The sequence below is a fragment of the Nocardioides sp. genome, assembly GCF_047606145.1.
GTDB lineage: Bacteria > Actinomycetota > Actinomycetes > Propionibacteriales > Nocardioidaceae > Nocardioides.
The window spans coordinates 1-18,221 of record NZ_JASGET010000125.1 but is presented as its reverse complement, the minus strand read 5'-3'; the positions used below and the strand labels follow the sequence as shown (position 1 = coordinate 18,221).

Genomic DNA, 18,221 nt, shown 5'->3' with positions numbered 1-18,221 from the left:
CCCGCACGCTGCGCCGGCTCGCGGAGGCGGCCGAGCGGGCCACCGCCGCCGGCGCCGACCGCGAAGCGGCGATCGACGCGGCCCATGCCGAGTTCTACACCGGCGACATCGCCGGCCGGATCGTCGACTTCGTGACCGGCCACGGCGGGACGCTCGGCCGTGCGGACCTGGCCGGCTTCCGGGCGGAGGTCGCCCCGGCGCCGTACGTCGGCTTCGGCGACTGGCGGGTGCACGTCACCCCGACCTGGTCGCAGGGGCCGATCATCGCCCAGACCCTGGGCATCCTCGAGCGCCGCGGGATCCGATCCGTCCCCGCCGACACCGTCGGCTACGTCCACGAGGTGGTCGAGGCGTTGAAGCTGGCCTTCAGCGAACGCGAGCGCTGCTACGGGGATCCTCGGTTCACCGGCGTCGAGGTCGACGACCTCCTCGGCGAGGCACGGCTGAGCGAGCTGGCGAAGATGGTCGGCGAGTTCGCCCTGCCGAACCTCCCGACCGTCGAGCAGGCCGGACCACGACTGCCCTCGACCACCGCGATCGTTGCCGTCGACGGCGACGGCAACGCCTTCTCCAGCTCTCCCAGCGACACCATCGACGGCGGACCGATCATTCCCGAGCTCGGCCTGCTCTGCTCGCCCCGAGGGGTGCAGAGCAGGCTCGTCCCCGGCCATCCGAACGCGCTCCGCCCGGGAGGGCGGCCGTGCGTCACACCGGCCGCGGTGATCGCGCTGTGCGCCGAGCGCGACGGGGTCTGGGCGGCGGCCTGCCCCGGCGGAGACGTCATCGTCCAGGCGATCGTCCAGGCGATGCTGCGGATCGACGTCCACCGGCAGACTCCCCAGGCGGCGGTGGAGGCGCCGCGGTTCTTCGGCTCCAGCTTCCCCGGCGGCTTCCATCCCCACCCCACCGGCGACTCCCTGGTCTTCCTGGAGGAGGGCTTCGACGCGGCCGTCGGTGACGACCTGGAGGCTCGCGGCCACCAGGTGGTCGACTGGCCGGCGAACGAGTTCGACGCGGGCAGCGTCCAGACGATCGTCTCCGACCTGACCGAGGACGGCGAGCGGCTGCTGGCCGCGGGCGCCGACTCCCGACGAAGCGCATACGCCCATGCCCGCTGAGTCCTCGATGCCGCGGCCGAGCGAACACGGCGAGGTCCGAGCCTGGTCCTGGCACCACAGCGGCCTGGTGGTCGCCGATATCGACGAGTCGATCGACTTCTACCACCGCACCCTCGGCTACGAGGTCGAGCTCCTGGTCCGCGAGATGGACGACCAGTTCCAGCGCACCGTCGGCCTCTCGGGCGTGGTCTGCGACCTGGTGCAGCTCCTCGCGCCGTACGGCGGCACCCGATTGGAGCTGCTCGAGGTGCGCGGGGTCCCGGCCGGCACGCCGCCCTGGATGCCGGTCCACGTCGGGATCGGGCACGGCGCCTACCAGGTGCGTGACCTCGACGCCTCGCTGCGGGCGCTGCTGCGCGCCGGCGGGGTCGCGCTCGGTGAGGTCGTCGACTTCGCCGAGGGGCGAGCCGTCTACTGCCGGTCCTCGACGGGGACCGTGATCGAACTGGAGGAAGCATGGATCTGAGCACCGACCTGTGGCGCCGCCGCTATCGCCTGATGTGCCTGATGCGCCGGTTCGAGGAGGCCTGCCTGACCGGCGTCGGCTCCGGCGAGATCCACGGCGAGCTGCACACCGCCATCGGCCAGGAGGCGATCGCCGCGGCCCTCGCCGAGCACCTGCGGCCGGACGACGCCGTCACCAGCACCCACCGCGGCCACCTGCATGCGATCGCCGCATCGGTCCCGTTGCGGCCGTTGCTCGCCGAGATCTTCGAGAAGGAGACCGGCCTGTGCGGTGGCTTCGGCGGCCACATGCATCTGTTCAGCCCGGAGGACCGGTTCTCCACCACCGGCATCGTGGGCGCCTCGCTACCGGTCGCGCTCGGCCATGCCTACGCGGCGCGGTTGGAAGGACGCGACGCGGTCGCCGTCGCGGCGCTCGGCGACGGCGCGGTCAACACCGGCGGGTTCGCCGAGGCGATGAACATGGCGGGGGTGCTGCACCTGGGCGTCGTCGTCCTGATCGAGAACAACGAGTGGGCGATCTCGGTGCCGTTCAGCCGGTCCAGTGCCACCGCCACCCTCGCCGAGCGGGCGCCCGCCTTCGGTGCGATCGGCGAGCGGGTCGACGGCCTCGACCCGGAGGCGGTGAGCAGCGCCCTGGGACGTGCCTTCGCCCACGCCCGGTCCGGTCGCGGGCCGGCGATCGTCGAGGCCACCTGCTACCGGTTCCGCGGCCACTACGAGGGCGACCTGGACCAGTACCGCGACGCCGGCGACAAGCACGACCGCATCACCCACCGCGACCCGATCCGGCTGACCGCCGCCCGGCTGGTCGCCGCTGGCGTCCTGAGCGCCGACGAGCTGGCCGGACTGGATGCGTCGGCGGCCGCCGAGATCGACCAGCTGCTGGCCGTCGTACGCGACGACGCGCAGCCGGACGCCGCCACCGCCCATCGGCATGTCTTCGCCACCGGGATCGCCCCGGATCTCGGGCACGATCGGGAGGACGTCCGATGACCGCCACCCTGCGCAACATCAACCTCTCCCAGGCCGTCGCGGAGGGCCTTCGCCAGGAGATGGAGGCCGACGACACGGTGCTCGTCCTCGGCGAGGACGTGGGCGCGCACGGTGGCGTGTTCGGCTCCTCCCGGGGACTGGCCAAGGCGTTCGGCAGCAGCCGCGTGCTCGACACCCCGATCTCCGAGATGGCGTTCACCGGGATGGCCGTCGGCCTGGCCATGGAGGGCTACCGGCCGGTGGTCGAGATCATGTTCGTCGACTTCATCGGGGTCTGTCTGGAGCAGGTCTACAACGCGATCGCCAAGATCCCCTACATGTCCGGAGGGCACGTCCCGATGCCGGTGGTGATCAAGACCGCCGGCGGCAACATCGGCTCGGCCGCCCAGCACTCGCAGACCTTGTGGGGCCTCTTCGCCCATCTGCCGGGGCTCCGGGTGGTCGCGCCGTCCAACCCGCACGACAGCAAGGGCATGATCGCCGCAGCCGTGCGCTGCGACGACCCGGTGGTCTTCATCGAGCACAAGGGCCTGCTGCTGCAGCGGGCCGCCGACTTCGCGTTCGGTGCCGACGTGCCGCGGGAGGCGTTCACCGTGTCCCTGGACGAGGCGGCGGTGGCGCGACCGGGGCGGGACCTGACGCTGGTCACGGTCAGCGGCACCGTGGGGCAGGCGTACGCCGCCGCACAGGCGGCCGCCGCCCACGGGATCGACGTCGAGATCATCGACCTGCGCAGCGTGATGCCGGTGGACTGGGACACCGTGTGCGCCTCTCTCACCCGGACCCGCAGGCTGTTGGTCGTCGACGAGGACTACCTCGGGTTCGGGCTCAGCGGGGAGATCGTGACCGGGGTGATCGAGCGGATGGGCCTCGACGCGCTCGACGGCGTCGCCCGACACGGTCTCCCCGGGGTGCCGGTGCCGGCCGCGCTGAGCCTGGAGCGAGCGGTGGTCCCGGACGCGGACTCGATCCTCGCGGCGATCCTGCGGCTCGGAGGGACGCGATGAGCCGGCGGCACGTGGTGGTGGTCGGCGGGGCCGGCGCCATCGGCCGCGGGATCGTGGCGGCCCTGGCCGCCGACGGCGTACGGGTGAGCGTCGCCGACCTCGACCAGCCCGCCGGCGCACCCGATCCCTCCGACATCCTCCCCGGCACCCACGTCGTGGCGCTGGACGTCACCGACCGCGAGGCGGTGCTCGCCGCGCTCGGTCCCCGTCCCGGCGTCGGGTCGTACGACGCGCTGGTCTTCGCCGCCGGCACCAACTGCACCGGCCCGGTGGCGAGCACCGACTGGTCGGCGTACGAGCGAGTGATGGCGGTCAACCTGCGCGGCGCCTTCCACGTCGGGCAGGCGCTGGCACTCAACCTCGAGGCGGCGCCGCGCCCGTGCAGCGCGGTCTTCCTCTCCTCCACCGCCGGCCTGCGCGGCGAGGGCGGAGCCTCGGTCTACGCCGCCTCGAAGTTCGGCGTCCGCGGCTTCGTCGAATGCCTCGCCAGCGAGGTCGCGGCGTTCGGCGGCCGGGTCAACTCGGTCTGCCCCGGCAACATCGACTCGCCGATGCTACGCACCCTGGCCGCACAGGTCGCCGAGCGCGAACAGGTCGGCACCGAGGCGATGCTGCGGCAGTTCGCCGACGCGACCGCCTTCGGACGCCTGATCGGCATCGACGAGGTGGCCGCGGTGGTGGCGTTCCTCGCCGGCGACGGCTCGACCGGGATGAGCGGACAGACGGTCGTCGTCGACGGCCCGCCGCGCTGAGCCGGACCACCGCGCCCGGACCACCACACGATCCCCCAACCCCGCTGAGAGGAACCCGAAGCCATGATCGACTACGAGCGGGTCATCGCCGATCTCCGTGCCCTGATCGCGATCGACAGCACCAACCCCGGCCGGCTCGAGTCCGAGTGCGCCGCCTGGATCGAGCAGCGGCTCACCGGACTCGGCCTGGAGGTCACCCGTCACCCGGTGCAGCCCGGCCGGGACAACCTCGTCGTCACCGTCCGGGGCCACCGGGCCGACCTGCCCCGGTTCGTGCTGGTCTCCCACATGGACACGGTGCCGGTCGGTGCCGGCTGGACCAGACCGCCCTTCGGCGGGGTCATCGAGGACGGGCTCCTCTACGGCCGTGGAGCCTGCGACATGAAGGCGGGACTGGCCCTGACCATCGGCCTGCTGGAGGCGCTGGTCCGCACCGGGACAACCCCGGCGAGCGACGTGGTCGCGATCTACACCGTCGACGAGGAGGCACCGGGCATGCTCGGCGCCCACCAGCTGGTCGAGGACGGGCTGCTGCGCGCGGACGACCAGATCCTGGCGCCGGAGCCGACCGGGATGCGGCTCCGGATCGCCCAGATGGGCCTGCGCTGGCTCACCCTGACGGTGACCGGCGCGATGGCCCACGCCGGGCGCGCGCACCTGGGCGTCAACGCCGTCCACGTCACCGTGCAGATCCTCGGCGAGCTGGAGACCACCTTCGCGGCGATGCCCTTCGACGACCCCGTCCTGGGCCGGGCCCGGTTCACCACCGGGGTGATCTCGGGCGGGGTGGCGACCAACGTGGTGCCGGCCGAGTGCCGCGCCGAGCTCGACCTGCGGATCGTGCCCCCACTGCTGCCCGAGGACACGGTGCGAATCGTCGACCAGGTCGCCACCACGGTGATCGCCCGCTATCCCGGGGCCGGATTCAGCATCGAACCGCTGGGTGCCCGTCGGCCACCCGTCCGCGCCGCGGACGACTCCGTGATCGTGCGCGGACTGCGGGCCTCCTACCGGCGACTCACCGGCCACCTCCCCGAGATCGGCGGCGCCGACGGTCACGAGGCCTACACCGACTCCGCCATGATCGCCGCTCTGACCGGCTCCAGCTCCAGCACCGTGTTGGGCCCCGGCGCCACCGACCAGGCGCACACCGCCGACGAGTACGTCCCGCTGGCCGACGTCGAGCTGGGGGCCGGCCTGATGTGGGATCTGGTGGGTCACTGGGCCGAGCTCGCGGCGGAGCAGGGCTTCGCCGCCGTGGGGAGAATGGACACGTGATGACTCGATGGTGATCCGACTCCCGACGTACGGGCGTGCGCGCACCGAGCTGCCGAGCGTGGCCGACGTGCTCGACTATCCGGCGTTGCGCCGTGGCGACCCGGTCGTCGTCGCCGGCGCGTCCGGACTGCGCCGACCGGTCCGTTGGGTCCACGTCAGCGAGGTGCTGGGGATCGCCGACCTGCTGCGCGGCGACGAGCTGTTGCTGACCACCGGCATGATCCTGCCCGAGGATCCGGCCGGCATCACCGGGTACGTCGAGCGGCTCGCCGATGCCAACGTGGCCGCGCTGGTCATCGGGCTGGGGCCGCGCTTCGCCGAGCCGCTGCCCGAGGCGATGATCGCCGCGGCCGACCGGCGCGGGCTGCCGTTGATCGCGCTGCGCCGCACGATCGCGTTCATCGACGTCACCGAGGAGGTGCATGCCACCCTCGTCGACGTCCAGGTCCGCGAGCTGCAGGCCTCGGAGAACATCCACCGGATCTTCAGCTCGCTGGCCGTCCAGGGGAGTACGCCGGAGCGGGTGCTCTCCCATGTCGCGAAGCTCTCCGGCTTCGCGGTGGTCCTGGAGAACCGGGACCACCGACTGCTCGCCTTCGATCCGGCCAAGCGGAGCCGGGGCGACGTGCTCGAGGAGTGGGCCGAGTACACCCAGGTGCCGGTCCGCCGCACCCGGACCTACTACGACCCGCAGACCGGATGGTTGCGCACCACCGTCGGGGCCCGCGGGGACGACTGGGGGCAGCTCATCCTGATGGCCGGTGACGCCGGCGAACGAGACGTCAGCGGCAGCGTCGACGCGACCACCACCGTCCCGCGCAGTCTGATCATGCTGGTCGAGCAGGCGGCCTCCACGCTGGCGATCAACCGGCTGGTCGACCGCGAGTCGGAGCTCCTCGAGCTCAACACCCACCAGAGCCTGCTCCGACGGCTGCTGGCCGGTCCGAACGACGCCGCCGGGCTGGAACAGCACGCCGCGGCCCTCGGCGTCTCGCTGCGACGCTGCGCCCTCACCGCCATCGCGGTCCGGAGCCGACGGGGCGGCGAGGGCATCGTGCGGCGCCGCGACGAGCTGCACTCGTTGGCGACGACGATCGCCGAGGTCGCCCGCCGGGAGCACCTGCCGGCACTCATCGCGCCGCTCGACGAGGACACCGTCGGCGGCCTGGTCGACCTCACCGGCGCGGCCCGCGCGGCCGGCTCGGAGACCTCCGCCTCGATCGACCGCATCTCGGGTCTGCTGGCCCAGCAGGGACTCGACGTCGTCCTGGCCCACGCGGGGCCGGCGTCCGGGTTGGACGCGGCCCGGCAGAATCTGGCGGAGGCCATCGAGACCGTCGCCGCCGCGATCGGGGTGGGGATGGACTCGGCGGTGCTCGGGTGGGACGACCTCGGTATCCGCGGAGTGGTCTACGCGCTGCGCGACGACCCTCGTCTGGCCCGGTTCGCCGACCGCCTGCTGGCCCCGCTGCTGCGGCACGACCGCGAGCACGACACCACGCTGGTCGACCTGCTGCGGCACTACCTCGATGCCGGGCGGAACAAGACCGTGGCCGCTCAGCGTGCCTACGTCTCGCGGCCCTGGATGCACGAGCGTCTCCGCCTGATCAGCAGCCTGCTCGAGATCGATCTCGAGGACGAGGAGCAGTGCATGAACCTCCAGATCGCGCTGGTGATCGCCGACACCGCCGACCGCACCCAGCGGCCGCACTGAGCGGCACCGATCCCACCGAGACCACCGAGACCACCCAGACCACCCAGGCCGCTGAGCCCACCCGACCCGGAGACCCGATGACCTCGACCCGACCGACCGCACCCGTGACCGCCGCCGTGACCGCTCCCCTGGCCACGCAGTCCTCCACCCCGTCGACCGGCTCGGCCACCGGCGCCGACCCGGTCATCCGGCTGGCCCGGGACGCGGTGGCGCGCGCCTTCGCCCGGATCGAGGCCGCCGACCGGCCCGAGGTGTGGATCTCGCTGCGGGAGCGCGCCGCGGTGGTGCGCGAGGCGCGGGCGATCGACGCCGCCCTCGACGCCGGCGACGATCTGCCGCTCGCCGGACGGGTGATCGCGGTGAAGGACAACATCGACGTGGCGGGGCTGCCGACCACCGCGGCGCTGCCGGCCGGCCAGGCACCCGCGGCCGCGGATGCCACCGTCGTGGCACGGCTGCGCGCCGCCGGCGCCATCGTGCTCGGCAAGACCAATCTCGACCAGTTCGCCACCGGGCTGGTCGGCACACGCAGTCCGTACGGCGCGGTGCGCAACGCCCGGCTGCCGGAACGCGTCTCGGGCGGATCCAGCTCCGGCTCGGCCGTGGCCGTCGCGCTCGGGCAGGTCGACCTCGCGCTGGGCACCGACACCGCCGGCTCGGGCCGGGTGCCGGCCGCGTTCAACGGGATCGTCGGGCTCAAGCCGACCCTCGGTCTGCTGCCGAGCACCGGCATGCTCGACGCCTGCCGCCCCTACGACACCATCACCGTCTTCGCCCGCGACCTCGAGCTGGCCACCGAGGCGCTGGCGGTGATGGCCGGCCCGGACGGCACCGATCCACAGACGCGACCGGCACCCGCCCACCGCCGGCTCGCCGCCCGGCCCGCGCCCGTCCTCGCCGTGCCCGGATCCGGTGGCCTGGCCGCGCTCAGCGAGGACGCACGACGGGCCTGGGCCGACGTCATCGCGCGCCTCGGCGGGTTCGCCGAGCTCCGCACGGTCGACATCGAGCCCCTGCTGGCTGCGGCGCGGCTGCTCTACGACGGCGCCCTGGTGGCGGGTCGCTACGCAGCGGCCGGTGCCCTGATCGCCGGTGCGCCCGCGGCCGGCGTCGACCCGGTCGTCGGCGGCATCGTCGAGCGGGCACGCTCGCCGTACGCCTGGGAGTACGTCCGGGACCAGGAGTCGCTGGCCCGGACCCGGCTGCTGGCCGAGACGATGCTCGCCGACTGCGACGCGCTGGTGCTGCCGACCGCGCCGTCTCATCCCACGCTCGCGGAGGTGGCCGCCGACCCGGTCGGGGTGAACTCCGCACTCGGCACCTTCACGAACTTCGTCAACCTGCTCGACCTGGCCGCGGTCGCGGTGCCCGCCGGCCGCCTCGGCGCGCGGGGCGAGCGGGGCGACTTCGGCATCACCTTCGTGACCAGGCCGTTCGAGGACCAGGTCGGACTCGACCTGACCGCCCGCTTCCTCGGTCGGGATCCGGTCGGTGCCGGTGTGCGGGCTCTCCTCGGCGACGGCGTCGAGCTGGCCGTCTTCGGTGCGCACCTGCGGGGGCAGCCGCTGAACCAGCAGCTCCTCGACTCGGGGGCACGCTTTCTGGGCGAGATCGAGACCGCCGCCGACTACCGGCTCTACGCGCTGCCGACGGTGCCGCCCAAGCCGGGCCTGGTGCGGTGTCGCGAGGGTGGCGCGCGGATCTCCGGCGAGCTCTGGCTGCTCACTCCGGCCGCGCTCGGCGAGTTCCTCGTCGTACTCCCCTCGCCGATGACACTCGGCCGGGTCGAGCTGGCCGACGGTCGTCACGCCGTCGGGTTCGGGGTCTCGCCGGATGCCCTCGACGAGGTCCACGACATCACCGCCTTCGGCGGCTGGCGGGCCTACCTCGAGGCCCACGACCAGGCGTACTCCGGGTCCTCGACCGCGAGCCCGCCCTCACCGAGGTCGAGCGGGGCGAAGGTGTCGACCATGACCGCCAGCTCGTCGAAGTACTCCGCTCCGAGGGACGCCTCGATGGCGGCCGGCTGGGGCCCGTGCGCATAGCCGCCGGGATGCAGCGAGATCGAGCCCAGACCGATCGCCGTACCCTTGCGTGCCTCGTAGTCGCCGCCGACGTAGAACATGACCTCGTCGGAGTCGACGTTGGAGTGGTAGTAGGGCACCGGGATCGACAGCGGGTGGTAGTCGACCTTGCGCGGCACGAAGTTGCAGATCACGAAGTTGTGGCCCTCGAAGACCTGGTGCGCCGGCGGCGGCTGATGGACCCGACCGGTGATCGGCTCGTAGTCCTCGACGTTGAACGTGTACGGGTACAGGCAGCCGTCCCAGCCGACCACATCGAAGGGATGGGTCGCATAGGTCATCACCGTGCCGCCGATCCCGGCCACCGCGCCGCTGACGCGGTGCTTGACGTGGACCTCGACCTCCTCGCCCTCGCAGACCAGCGGCTCGCCCGGGCCGGTCAGGTCCCGCTCGCAGTACGGCGAGTGCTCCAGGAACTGGCCGTACCTGGACAGGTAGCGCCTGGCCGGACCGACGTGCGAGTTGGCCTCGACGGGGTAGAGCGCGCTGCGCTCCGAGGGCAGCCAGCGGTGGGTGGTGGCGCGCGGGATGACCACGTAGTCGCCGGTGCGGTAGGCGAGCGTGCCGAAGACCGTCTCGATCGTCCCCGCGCCGTACTCGACGTAGACACACTCGTCACCGATCGAGTTGCGATACAGCACCGACGGCTCGGTGCCGGTGACCACGTAGTTGATCCGTACGTCGCCGTTGCCGAGCACCTGGCGGCGGCCGGTCACCGCGTCGGCGGCCTCGCCGTCGGCGAAGAGGCCGTGCAGCGCGAGGTGCCGCGGCTTGAGCGGATGGTTCGGCGTACGACGCTGGTCCGGCAGCTCCCAGACCGTCGAGTCGGTGATCGCCGACGGCACGCCGCGGTGGTAGAGCAGCGACGAGTCCGAGGAGAACCCCTCCTCACCCATCAGCTCCTCGCGATAGAGCGCGCCGCCCTCGTCGCGGTGCTGGGTGTGCCGCTTGTGCGGCACGGAACCGACCGAGCGGTAGTGGGCCATCGACGGCTCTCCTTTGTTCCGATTATCGGACATCTAGTCCCGATAATTCCTACTCGCTACGGTACTCGTCATGTCAATCAGCGCTCCGTCCCCCGAGGAGCCGCCCAGCTGGGTCCCCGGCGCGGCCGGCTCCGGGTTCGACGTCGACCACCTGCCCTACGGCGTCTTCGAGGGGCCGGCGGACGGCACTCCGAGGACGCCGCGGGCGGGAGTCCGGATCGGGGATCGCGTGCTGGACCTGGCCGGGATCGCCTCGGCGAGTGGCGCGCCGGTCGCCGAGGCGCTCTTCGCCCGGCCGACCCTCAACGCCTTCCTCGCCCAGGGCCGCGAGGTCTGGACGGCGGTCCGCGGCTGGGTCACCGAGCTGCTCACCGACCCGGCTCGCCGTGACCAGGTCGAGCCGCACCTGCATCCGGTCGACCGGGTCACCCTCCGGCTGCCGATCGAGGTCGGCGACTACGTCGACTTCTACGCCTCCGAGCAGCACGCCTCGAACGTCGGCCGGATCTTCCGCCCCGACCAGCCTCCACTGCTGCCGAACTGGAAGCACCTGCCGGTGGGCTACCACGGCCGCGCCGGCACCGTGGTCGTCTCCGGGACGCCGATCATCCGCCCGCTCGGGCAGCGCAACACCGCCGACGGGCCGGTCCTCGGGCCCTCGACCCGGCTCGACATCGAGGCCGAGCTCGGCTTCGTCGCCGGGGTCGGCAGCCAGCTGGGCCAGCGGGTGCCGACCGCTGCCTTCGCCGAGCACACCTTCGGCGTGGTCGGCCTCAACGACTGGTCGGCCCGAGACATCCAGGCCTGGGAGTCCGTGCCGCTCGGTCCGTTCCTGGGCAAGTCCTTCGCCACCTCGGTCTCGGCCTGGGTGACCCCGCTGGACGCGCTGGCCGCGGCGTGGTGCGAGCTGCCCGGCCAGGACGGCGGACCCGACTCACCCGAGGTGCTCGACTATCTGCGCACCGACGGCCCCGCCGGGCTCGACGTCGACGTCGAGGTCGAGCTCAACGGGGTGGTGATCGCCCGGCCGCCGTACCAGGCGATGTACTGGGGTCCCGCGCAGATGCTCGCCCACCTGACCCTCAACGGTGCCTCGCTGCGCACCGGAGACCTGTGGGGCTCCGGCACCATCTCCGGTCCGGGGCCCGGCGAGCTCGGCTCCCTCCTGGAGCTCAGCTGGGGCTGGCGGCGGCCGTTCCCGGTCGGCGAGGAGACCCGCACCTCGCTGGTGGACGGCGACGTGGTCACCCTGCGCTACCGCGCGCCGAGCACCCGCGGCGGCAGGATCACCCTCGGTGAGGTCACCGGCGAGATCCTCGCCGCTCGATAGTCTCCTCGCCATGGCGACCGAGACCTCGCAGACGCTGCATCGCGGGCTGGAGGTGCTGCGCATCCTCACCGAGGACACCCGTGGACTCACCCTCACCGAGGTCGCCCACCGGCTCGGGGTCACCCGATCGATCGCGCACCGGCTGGTGGCCACCCTGCTGCAGCACGGACTGGTGCGGCGCGCGGCCGACGGCCGGCTCACCGTCGGTCTCGGCGTCCTCACCCTCGCCGCAGCGGTCCAGCCCGTCCTGCGGGAGGTGGCGCTGCCGGTGCTGCGGGCACTCGCCGAGGATCTCGGCTCGACCGCGCATCTGACCATCCAAGACGGCGCCGAGGCGCTCGCGGTGGCGGTGGTCGAGCCGACCTGGACGGACTTCCACGTCGCCTACCGCGTCGGCGCCCGGCACTCGCTCGCCGAGGGCGCCGCCGGACGGGCCCTCGGCCTGTCCTCGGCGGCCGACGCGCCGTACGTCGTCACCGAGGGCGAGCTGCAGCGCGGCGCCGTCGGCCTGGCCGCCCCGGTCCGCGACGTGCCGGGCCTGCGCGCCAGCGTCGGGATCATCACCATGCACGAGACCATGCGCGAGCTCGACACCGAGGCGACCGCGACCAGGGTGATCGCCGCCGCGACCGCGCTGACGCAACGGCTGACCTCGCCCGCGAGTCACTGATCCTGCTCGGCGCGGGCACCGAGCCACGCCACGATCTGCTCCCCCGCGGCCACCCCGCACGCCGCCGTGATCGTGACGTGCGGCGCGGTCCAGCCCGCATCGTGCAGCTCGCCGTGGGCCGGTCGGATGCCCAGCTCGGCGGCCTCGAGCAACTCGGCGTCGAGGAGTGAGTCGCCCGCGGCGAGCAGCCGGTCGGCCCCGGCCATCGTCGCCACCTCGTGGGCGGCGACGCCCTTGGACAGCGCCGCCGGGACGCAATAGACCTTCCGGCCCTGGACCGAGACCCGCCAGCCGCGCTCGGTGCAGAACCCGGTCAGCTCCGCGATCCAGCTCGACGGCAACCGCTCGCGATCCACCACGGCGTAGCAGAACAGGCCGTCCGCCTCGCGTGCCTTCTCGATGAAGGCGCGCGAGCTCTCCCGCCACGACATCGTGCGCAGCCGGGCCCAGACCTCGGCGAACGGCGCGCCACCGCTCGCCAACCGATCGGCGACCCGCGCCGAGAAGCCGGCGTCCGGCCTTCCGTCACACAGCAGCATGCCGCCGTTGGCGACCAGCGCCAGCCGGGGAGCCGGCCCCGGCAGATGGATGCGGCGGTACTGGGCCGCCGTACGGGTGGTGGTCGGCACCAACGCGGCCGCCCGGTTGAGCGCGGCGATCCCGTGCGCCGCTCGTTCGGTGACGTAGGAGAGCGGCCTCGCGTGATACAGCTCGACGCAGAGCAGTCGCGGCGCCTCCTCGTCCGGCACGCCGATCCGCAGCGCGCCGGCCGAGTAGATGAGGGTCCGGTCGAGGTCGCTGAGGACGAGCGCGGTCACCGAGCGCCCCCGGTCCCGTCGGCGTAGACCGCGCCGCGGGTGAACCGCTGATGGATGAGCCCCACACACGAGTACGGCAGTCCGGGCACCTCCTCGACGGGTACGCCGCGCTGCTCGGCGAGCAGCCGGACGTGCGCCAGGTCGGCGGCCCGGTCCGGGTTGACCAGGATCCGCCACGGCACCCGGCGCAACAGCACCCGGGTGGTCTCGCCGACGCCGGGCTTGACCAGGTTGACCTCGCCGATCTCGTACGCCGCCGCGATCTCCTCCACCGCCCGCCACCCGGCCCAGGTCGGGGTGTGATCGGCCGCGAGGTGGGCGGGCAGGTCGGCGGCGACCCGGTCACGGACCGCGTCGAACCGGCCGGCGACGGTGGCGATGAAGTCGTTCGAGACGTCGGAGGCGGCCAGGTCGGCGTAGAACTTCGCGCCGTGGAAGTCGCCCGGACCGATCAGGTCGTCGTTCAGCACCGTGCGCGAGACCAACCCCGAGACCGTCGAGTTCAGGCAGGCCGAGGGAATCAGGTAGTCCTCCCGAGTGCCGTGGATCTCCACGCAGCTGCCCGGGTCGGCGAGCACCGCCAGCTCGGCGGAGAACAGCCCCCCGGAGGCCTCCCCTCGGCACGCGGACAGGCCCAGAGAGGCGTTGGCCTGCTCGACGGAGGCGGCCAGCTCCCGGGTGATGGCCCCCTTGCCGGTCCAGCCGTCGACGAACATGACCTGCGCCGGGGCGTGGTGCCGGGCGAGGTAGCGCAGCGCGACCTGGTCGATGCCGCGGCCACGGACGATGGAGAGTGCGTAGTGCGGCAGGTCGAGGCCGTGCCGCTCGCGGGCCCACCGCCGCATGAGGACGCCGATCGGCGTGCCCGCCCGGGCCAGGCTGACCAGCACCGGTTCCCCTGGGACGTCGCGCCGCCGGGCGAGCACCTGCTCGGTGACCAGGGCCACCGCATGGGCGATCCGGTCCGCGCCGGCGGCCAGCGCCGCGGCGAAGAGCTCCTGGTAGGCGGCATCCGGTTGGTACTCCACCGGCAGCGACTCGGCGTAGTGCGCCCGGCCGGCCTGGATCGCCTCCTCGCGTTCCTCGGTGGGCGCCTCCAGCTCGACCGCGGAGAGATCGGTGAGCAGCCAGGCCACCTCGTCCGCCGGGTAGGAGCCGAACTCCGGGCCGCGCAGGGGCTCGGGCAGGGGCTCGGACCGGGGCTCGGGCAGGGGCTCGATCACCCGAGGAGCGTCCGACGGCAACGTGAGCACCACGATCCGGTCGGCGACGGCGCCCAGCGCGGCGAGCAGCCCGCCCGCCTCGGTCAGGGCCGGCGTGTCGGCCGGCTCGTCGAGGACCAGCACGACGGCGCCGTACCGTCCCAGGTTGTAGGCGAAGCGTGGCCCCGGCCCGTCGGCCGGATCGTCGTGCGAGCCGAAGGTGAGCGCGGTGCGCACCGCGTAGCCGTCGGCATCGATCGACAGCACCGGCGACCTGGTGGTCGAGGAGAACGTCACCCTTCCCGGGTGGCGGGCAGCGAGGGCATCGGCGATGCGCAGCGGGGCGTACATCAGCTCCTCGGTGCCCAGCACGTGCACCGCGGAGGCCGGCAGCTGCCCGGCCAGTGCCGCCACGGTCGCGGCGACCGCCTCCTCGAACGCCTCGCCGTGCCGGGCGGGGTCGAAGCCGTGCCGTCCGCCGAGGGGTACGCCGGCCGGCCAGGGCGCGGCGATCCGCACGATCTCAGCGGACCCGGTGAGCCCGGCGGACCCGGTGAGTCCGGTGAGCCCGGCGGGCCCGGCCGATGTCGGCGTTCCCGGCCGGGCGCCGTCGCCCTCGACCTCCTCGATCAGCGCTGCCCCACGAGCGCCGAGATCCGTCGGGAGCTCGACCGTCCCGGCGCCCAGCGCGACGCAGTCGATGGTGACGCCCAGCTCGGTGGCGAGCCGGTCCATCGCCGCGCGCTCCCGAGGCCCGCGCAGGTCGACGAGCGCGGCGGTCACGTAGTGCCGGTGCCCGAACCGGCCGTGCAGCGCCGCGATGGTGTTGCGCACCGTCCGGCCGGTGGAGAGCTCGTCGTCGACCAGGACGAGGGTGTCGGCGGCGAGGAACCCCGGGTCCGCCGGCAGCAGCAGGTGCGAGGTGGCGTGGGAGTGCTCCTCCTCGAAGCCGCCGACCTCGGCGACACCGGCCACCGGGCGCCGGGTGGAGTGCAGGTACGGCGCCCCGAGCGCCTCGGCCACCAGGTGACCGAGCCCGGTGGCGGTCTCGGCGTAGCCGAGCACCACCGGGGCGGCGTCGACGGTCCCGGCCACCAGGTCGCCGAGGGCGAGTCCGGCCGCGCGCACCACCGCCGGGTCGGTGGGCACATGCTTGCCGAGCACCCGGGAGACCAGCAGCTGGACCCGTCGCGGGTTGCGCCGCACCGCGATGCCGACCAGCTCGGTCAGCGGCCGCCCGCCGCTGGGATGCAGCCGGATGCCGAGCCGGTCGGCCACGAAGCTGCCCGGCCATCGCCTCGCTGAGTGCCCCACCCGAAGCCCGCTACCGCTGCGGCCGGAAGGCCTGCTTGCCGAGCACGACCGCCCCCGCGCCGAAGAACCCGAGCAGCGCGAACCCGAAGGCCTCGCCCTTCTCCTTGCCGCCGACGATGGTGAGACCCCCGAAGACCGCGATCGAGGCGCAGACCAGCGCCCCGACCAGATGGGGCCAGCTCACCCGCCTCGACGCGCTCATGGGAGGAGGATGCCATGCCGGCGTGTCGCGACCGCGACCTGGGCGTGCCGCCGGTGGGGCGCTTGGACGCGGTCGGTGCTCCCGATGGGCCTCCCTCGACGTCGGCGCCGAGAGCGACGCCGAATCGCCTGCCGGAGACCGCCCGGACCAGACCGACGGCTCATGCGCAGCGCGCCCTGGCTCGGCTCGTATGATTAACTTAGTTAAACAGAGTGTCGCGAACTCCCGGAGGCCGCATGCGACCGCACCTGCTCCATCTCTCCGCACCAGGCCGTCCCGTGACGACCCGGCGGTTCGCCTCGGACCGGCTCCTCGCGTTCGGCGACGCGGTGGTCGCCATCGCGGTCACCCTGCTCAGCCTGCCGCTGGTCGAACTGGTCCCGGACGACGGGTCGGGCACCGTGACACCGCGTCAGGTGATCACCGACAACCTGGTGCCGATCGGCAGCTTTCTCCTCACCTTCTTCGTCATCTGGCGGATCTGGTGGGTGCATCACGAGCTGTTCAGCCGCGTCTCGACCCTGGACCCGCTCGTCATGCGGTTCAACGTGCTGTGGCTGCTGAGCATCCTCGTCCTCCCGTTCCCCGCCCAGATGGTCGCGGTCTACGGCGACGAGCCGCTCGTGCTCGCCCTCTACGTCGGGGTGCTGCTGATCTCGAGCCTCTCCTTGGTCGCCATGGCTCTGGGCCTGCGGCGACTCGGACACCGGGACGTCGGTGTCGGCGGGACGTTCGTGCGTGGCCTGGTCGGCAACTGCGCCTGTCTCGCGATCGCCTTCGGTGTGGTGCTGGTCGTCCCGAGCGCCGGCTACTGGCCCTTGCTGCTGCTCCTCCTCGACGGCCCGATCCTGGCCGCCGCCCGGCGTCTGCGAGGACCGTAGGCTGCGCGTCGTGGGCAAGGTCAGGGGCATCGACAAGGCGGGTGTCGTCACCGCCGCACTGGCCGTGCTGGACGACGGGGGGATCGACGCCGTCACCGTCCGCGCCGTCGCCGCCGAGCTCGGGGTCAAGGCGCCTGCCCTCTACCACCATGTACGCAACAAGCAGGACCTGCTCGACGAGATGGGCACCGAGATCCACCGACGGGTGATCGCCACGATCGCGGCTCGTGACCGCGCGGGCACGGGGTGGCTCGATGACCTCGCCGCCTACGCCGGCGCGCTGCGCGAGGTCTACCTGGCGCACCGCGACGGGGCCCGCACGTTCAGCGGCACCCTCATCACCGACCCCGCCGTGCTCCGGGCGCAGGAACCCTGGCTGAGACGGTGGACCGAAGCGGGCGTCACGAAGACACTGGCGTTCGACGCCGTCGAGATGACCACGGCCTTCGTCGTCGGCTTCGTCATCGAGGAGCAGGAGCGCGCGCAGTCCGCCTCCCACCCCGCCCGATACGACCCCGACGCCCGCGGCGAGCGCCTCGGAACCGACGTTCCCCTGGTGGTCGAGGCCGGTCACGCGCGCGAGCGGTCGCAGCCACGCTTCGAACGTCAACTCGCGGTGCTCCTCACCGGTCTGGAGACCCGGGCCGCGGCTGGCTCCTGAGCGCGTGGACCGAGCGCTCTCCCCGCGCTCTCCCCGCCGACGTGGCGCGCGCTCCGCGACACGGACCGACGAGGCGCCGCCGCACGCGACGCACGCCACCGAGCGGCTCCTCCATCCGGACCCGGTCGGGGCCTCGATTAGGCTCGGTCCCATGTTCTCCTCGCGCGCCCGCCAGGAGCGGCTCGACCAGGCCCGGCAGGGTGCGTCGGCGGCGAAGGACTCCGCGGCCGGCTCGTTCCTGGCACTCGACGACGCGCAGAAGCTGACCTCGGCGCTGGTGCAGGCCTACGCCCAGGCCGATCCGGGCCCGAAGGCGCAGCGGGTCAGCAGCGAGCTGGCACCCCTGCTGGGCGAGGCGGATCGGGTCACCCGGGACTACATCGCGCTGCTCGACCAGCACGAGCGGGTGCTCACCTCGTCCTCGGCCACCGTCGACGACCTGGTCGGCGCGCACCGCGCCTTCCACGACCTGTATCCCCAGTTGGAGAGCGCGCGGACGAACCTGGACCAGTTCCGGGCGCGTCACACCGAGCTCTCCGACCGGCTCTCGGAGATCAACGCGCGGGTGCGGCCCGCCGTCGACAAGGCCACCACCGCCCTGGTCCGGGCCCGGGCGGCCGTCGGCGAGATCCGCGCGGCCCAGATCGCCTCACCGGAGCTGGACGCCCGGCTGGCCAGGGCCGAGCAGCTCGGCGAGGTGGCCGCGGGGGGCGCGTTCCGGGCCGGAGCGCAGGCCGCGCTGG

General features: G+C 73.2%; 16 protein-coding genes and 1 pseudogene. 13 read left to right on the top strand and 4 right to left on the bottom strand.

Going from position 1 to position 18,221, the window contains the following annotated elements:
* From QM638_RS16530 to atzF, 8 genes and pseudogenes are all read left to right on the top strand, one after another.
* Window positions 1-1,118, top strand: a 1,118-nt coding sequence (locus QM638_RS16530) for a gamma-glutamyltransferase (protein ID WP_415143613.1), incomplete at its 5' end; no start/stop codon positions are given.
* A complete protein-coding gene (locus QM638_RS16525; protein ID WP_415143611.1) occupies window positions 1,108-1,584 on the top strand; it encodes a VOC family protein in 477 nt (158 codons plus the stop codon). The genes QM638_RS16530 and QM638_RS16525, both read left to right, overlap by 11 nt.
* Window positions 1,575-2,579 (top strand): thiamine pyrophosphate-dependent dehydrogenase E1 component subunit alpha, encoded by a 1,005-nt coding sequence (locus QM638_RS16520; RefSeq protein WP_415143610.1) that lies wholly within the window; start codon window positions 1,575-1,577, stop codon window positions 2,577-2,579. The genes QM638_RS16525 and QM638_RS16520 overlap by 10 nt, the downstream gene beginning before the upstream one ends.
* Window positions 2,576-3,586 (top strand): alpha-ketoacid dehydrogenase subunit beta, encoded by a 1,011-nt coding sequence (locus QM638_RS16515; protein ID WP_415143608.1) that lies wholly within the window; start codon window positions 2,576-2,578, stop codon window positions 3,584-3,586. Before QM638_RS16520 ends, QM638_RS16515 begins: the two co-directional genes overlap by 4 nt.
* Window positions 3,583-4,338, top strand: a complete 756-nt coding sequence (locus tag QM638_RS16510) for an SDR family NAD(P)-dependent oxidoreductase (RefSeq protein ID WP_415143607.1) — start codon at window positions 3,583-3,585, stop codon at window positions 4,336-4,338. The genes QM638_RS16515 and QM638_RS16510 overlap by 4 nt, the downstream gene beginning before the upstream one ends.
* Before the next feature lie 63 nt (window positions 4,339-4,401).
* Window positions 4,402-5,616 carry a M20 family metallopeptidase gene (locus QM638_RS16505; RefSeq protein ID WP_415143605.1) on the top strand — a complete coding sequence of 405 codons (1,215 nt, stop codon included), beginning with the start codon at window positions 4,402-4,404 and terminating at the stop codon, window positions 5,614-5,616.
* A gap of 7 nt (window positions 5,617-5,623) precedes the next feature.
* Window positions 5,624-7,330 (top strand): PucR family transcriptional regulator, encoded by a 1,707-nt coding sequence (locus tag QM638_RS16500; RefSeq protein ID WP_415143603.1) that lies wholly within the window; start codon window positions 5,624-5,626, stop codon window positions 7,328-7,330.
* Between the two features lie 77 nt (window positions 7,331-7,407).
* Window positions 7,408-9,171 (top strand): annotated as a pseudogene (gene atzF, locus QM638_RS16495) (allophanate hydrolase); the annotation flags it as partial.
* Between the two features lie 41 nt (window positions 9,172-9,212).
* Here the strand turns inward: atzF and QM638_RS16490 are convergent.
* On the bottom strand, window positions 9,213-10,400 hold the full coding sequence (locus tag QM638_RS16490; protein WP_415143601.1) for a homogentisate 1,2-dioxygenase: 1,188 nt from the start codon (window positions 10,398-10,400) through the stop codon (window positions 9,213-9,215).
* 70 nt (window positions 10,401-10,470) lie between these two features.
* Between QM638_RS16490 and fahA the strand changes: the two genes are divergently transcribed.
* On the top strand, window positions 10,471-11,730 hold the full coding sequence (gene fahA, locus QM638_RS16485) for a fumarylacetoacetase (protein ID WP_415143599.1): 1,260 nt from the start codon (window positions 10,471-10,473) through the stop codon (window positions 11,728-11,730).
* 10 nt (window positions 11,731-11,740) lie between these two features.
* On the top strand, window positions 11,741-12,400 hold the full coding sequence (locus tag QM638_RS16480; RefSeq protein ID WP_415143597.1) for an IclR family transcriptional regulator: 660 nt from the start codon (window positions 11,741-11,743) through the stop codon (window positions 12,398-12,400).
* Here the strand turns inward: QM638_RS16480 and QM638_RS16475 are convergent.
* The 3 genes from QM638_RS16475 to QM638_RS16465 are packed head-to-tail and all read right to left on the bottom strand — an operon-like array spanning window position 12,394 to window position 15,936.
* A complete protein-coding gene (locus QM638_RS16475) occupies window positions 12,394-13,218 on the bottom strand; it encodes an HAD family hydrolase (protein WP_415143595.1) in 825 nt (274 codons plus the stop codon). The two genes, QM638_RS16480 and QM638_RS16475, sit on opposite strands and share 7 nt — an antisense overlap.
* The gene (locus tag QM638_RS16470; protein WP_415143593.1) at window positions 13,215-15,734 is read right to left on the bottom strand and encodes a phosphoribosyltransferase; all 2,520 of its coding nucleotides are present in this window, start codon (window positions 15,732-15,734) and stop codon (window positions 13,215-13,217) included. The genes QM638_RS16475 and QM638_RS16470 overlap by 4 nt, the downstream gene beginning before the upstream one ends.
* Before the next feature lie 10 nt (window positions 15,735-15,744).
* A complete protein-coding gene (locus QM638_RS16465) occupies window positions 15,745-15,936 on the bottom strand; it encodes a hypothetical protein (protein WP_415143591.1) in 192 nt (63 codons plus the stop codon).
* A gap of 278 nt (window positions 15,937-16,214) precedes the next feature.
* Here QM638_RS16465 and QM638_RS16460 point away from each other — a divergent pair, with 278 nt between their 5' ends.
* From QM638_RS16460 to QM638_RS16450, 3 genes are all read left to right on the top strand, one after another.
* Window positions 16,215-16,817 (top strand): TMEM175 family protein, encoded by a 603-nt coding sequence (locus QM638_RS16460; RefSeq protein ID WP_415143589.1) that lies wholly within the window; start codon window positions 16,215-16,217, stop codon window positions 16,815-16,817.
* Between the two features lie 10 nt (window positions 16,818-16,827).
* Window positions 16,828-17,478 carry a TetR/AcrR family transcriptional regulator C-terminal domain-containing protein gene (locus tag QM638_RS16455; RefSeq protein WP_415143587.1) on the top strand — a complete coding sequence of 217 codons (651 nt, stop codon included), beginning with the start codon at window positions 16,828-16,830 and terminating at the stop codon, window positions 17,476-17,478.
* A 151-nt stretch (window positions 17,479-17,629) separates the two neighbouring features.
* The coding region (locus tag QM638_RS16450) for a hypothetical protein (protein ID WP_415143585.1) at window positions 17,630-18,221 on the top strand (592 nt) is incomplete at its 3' end.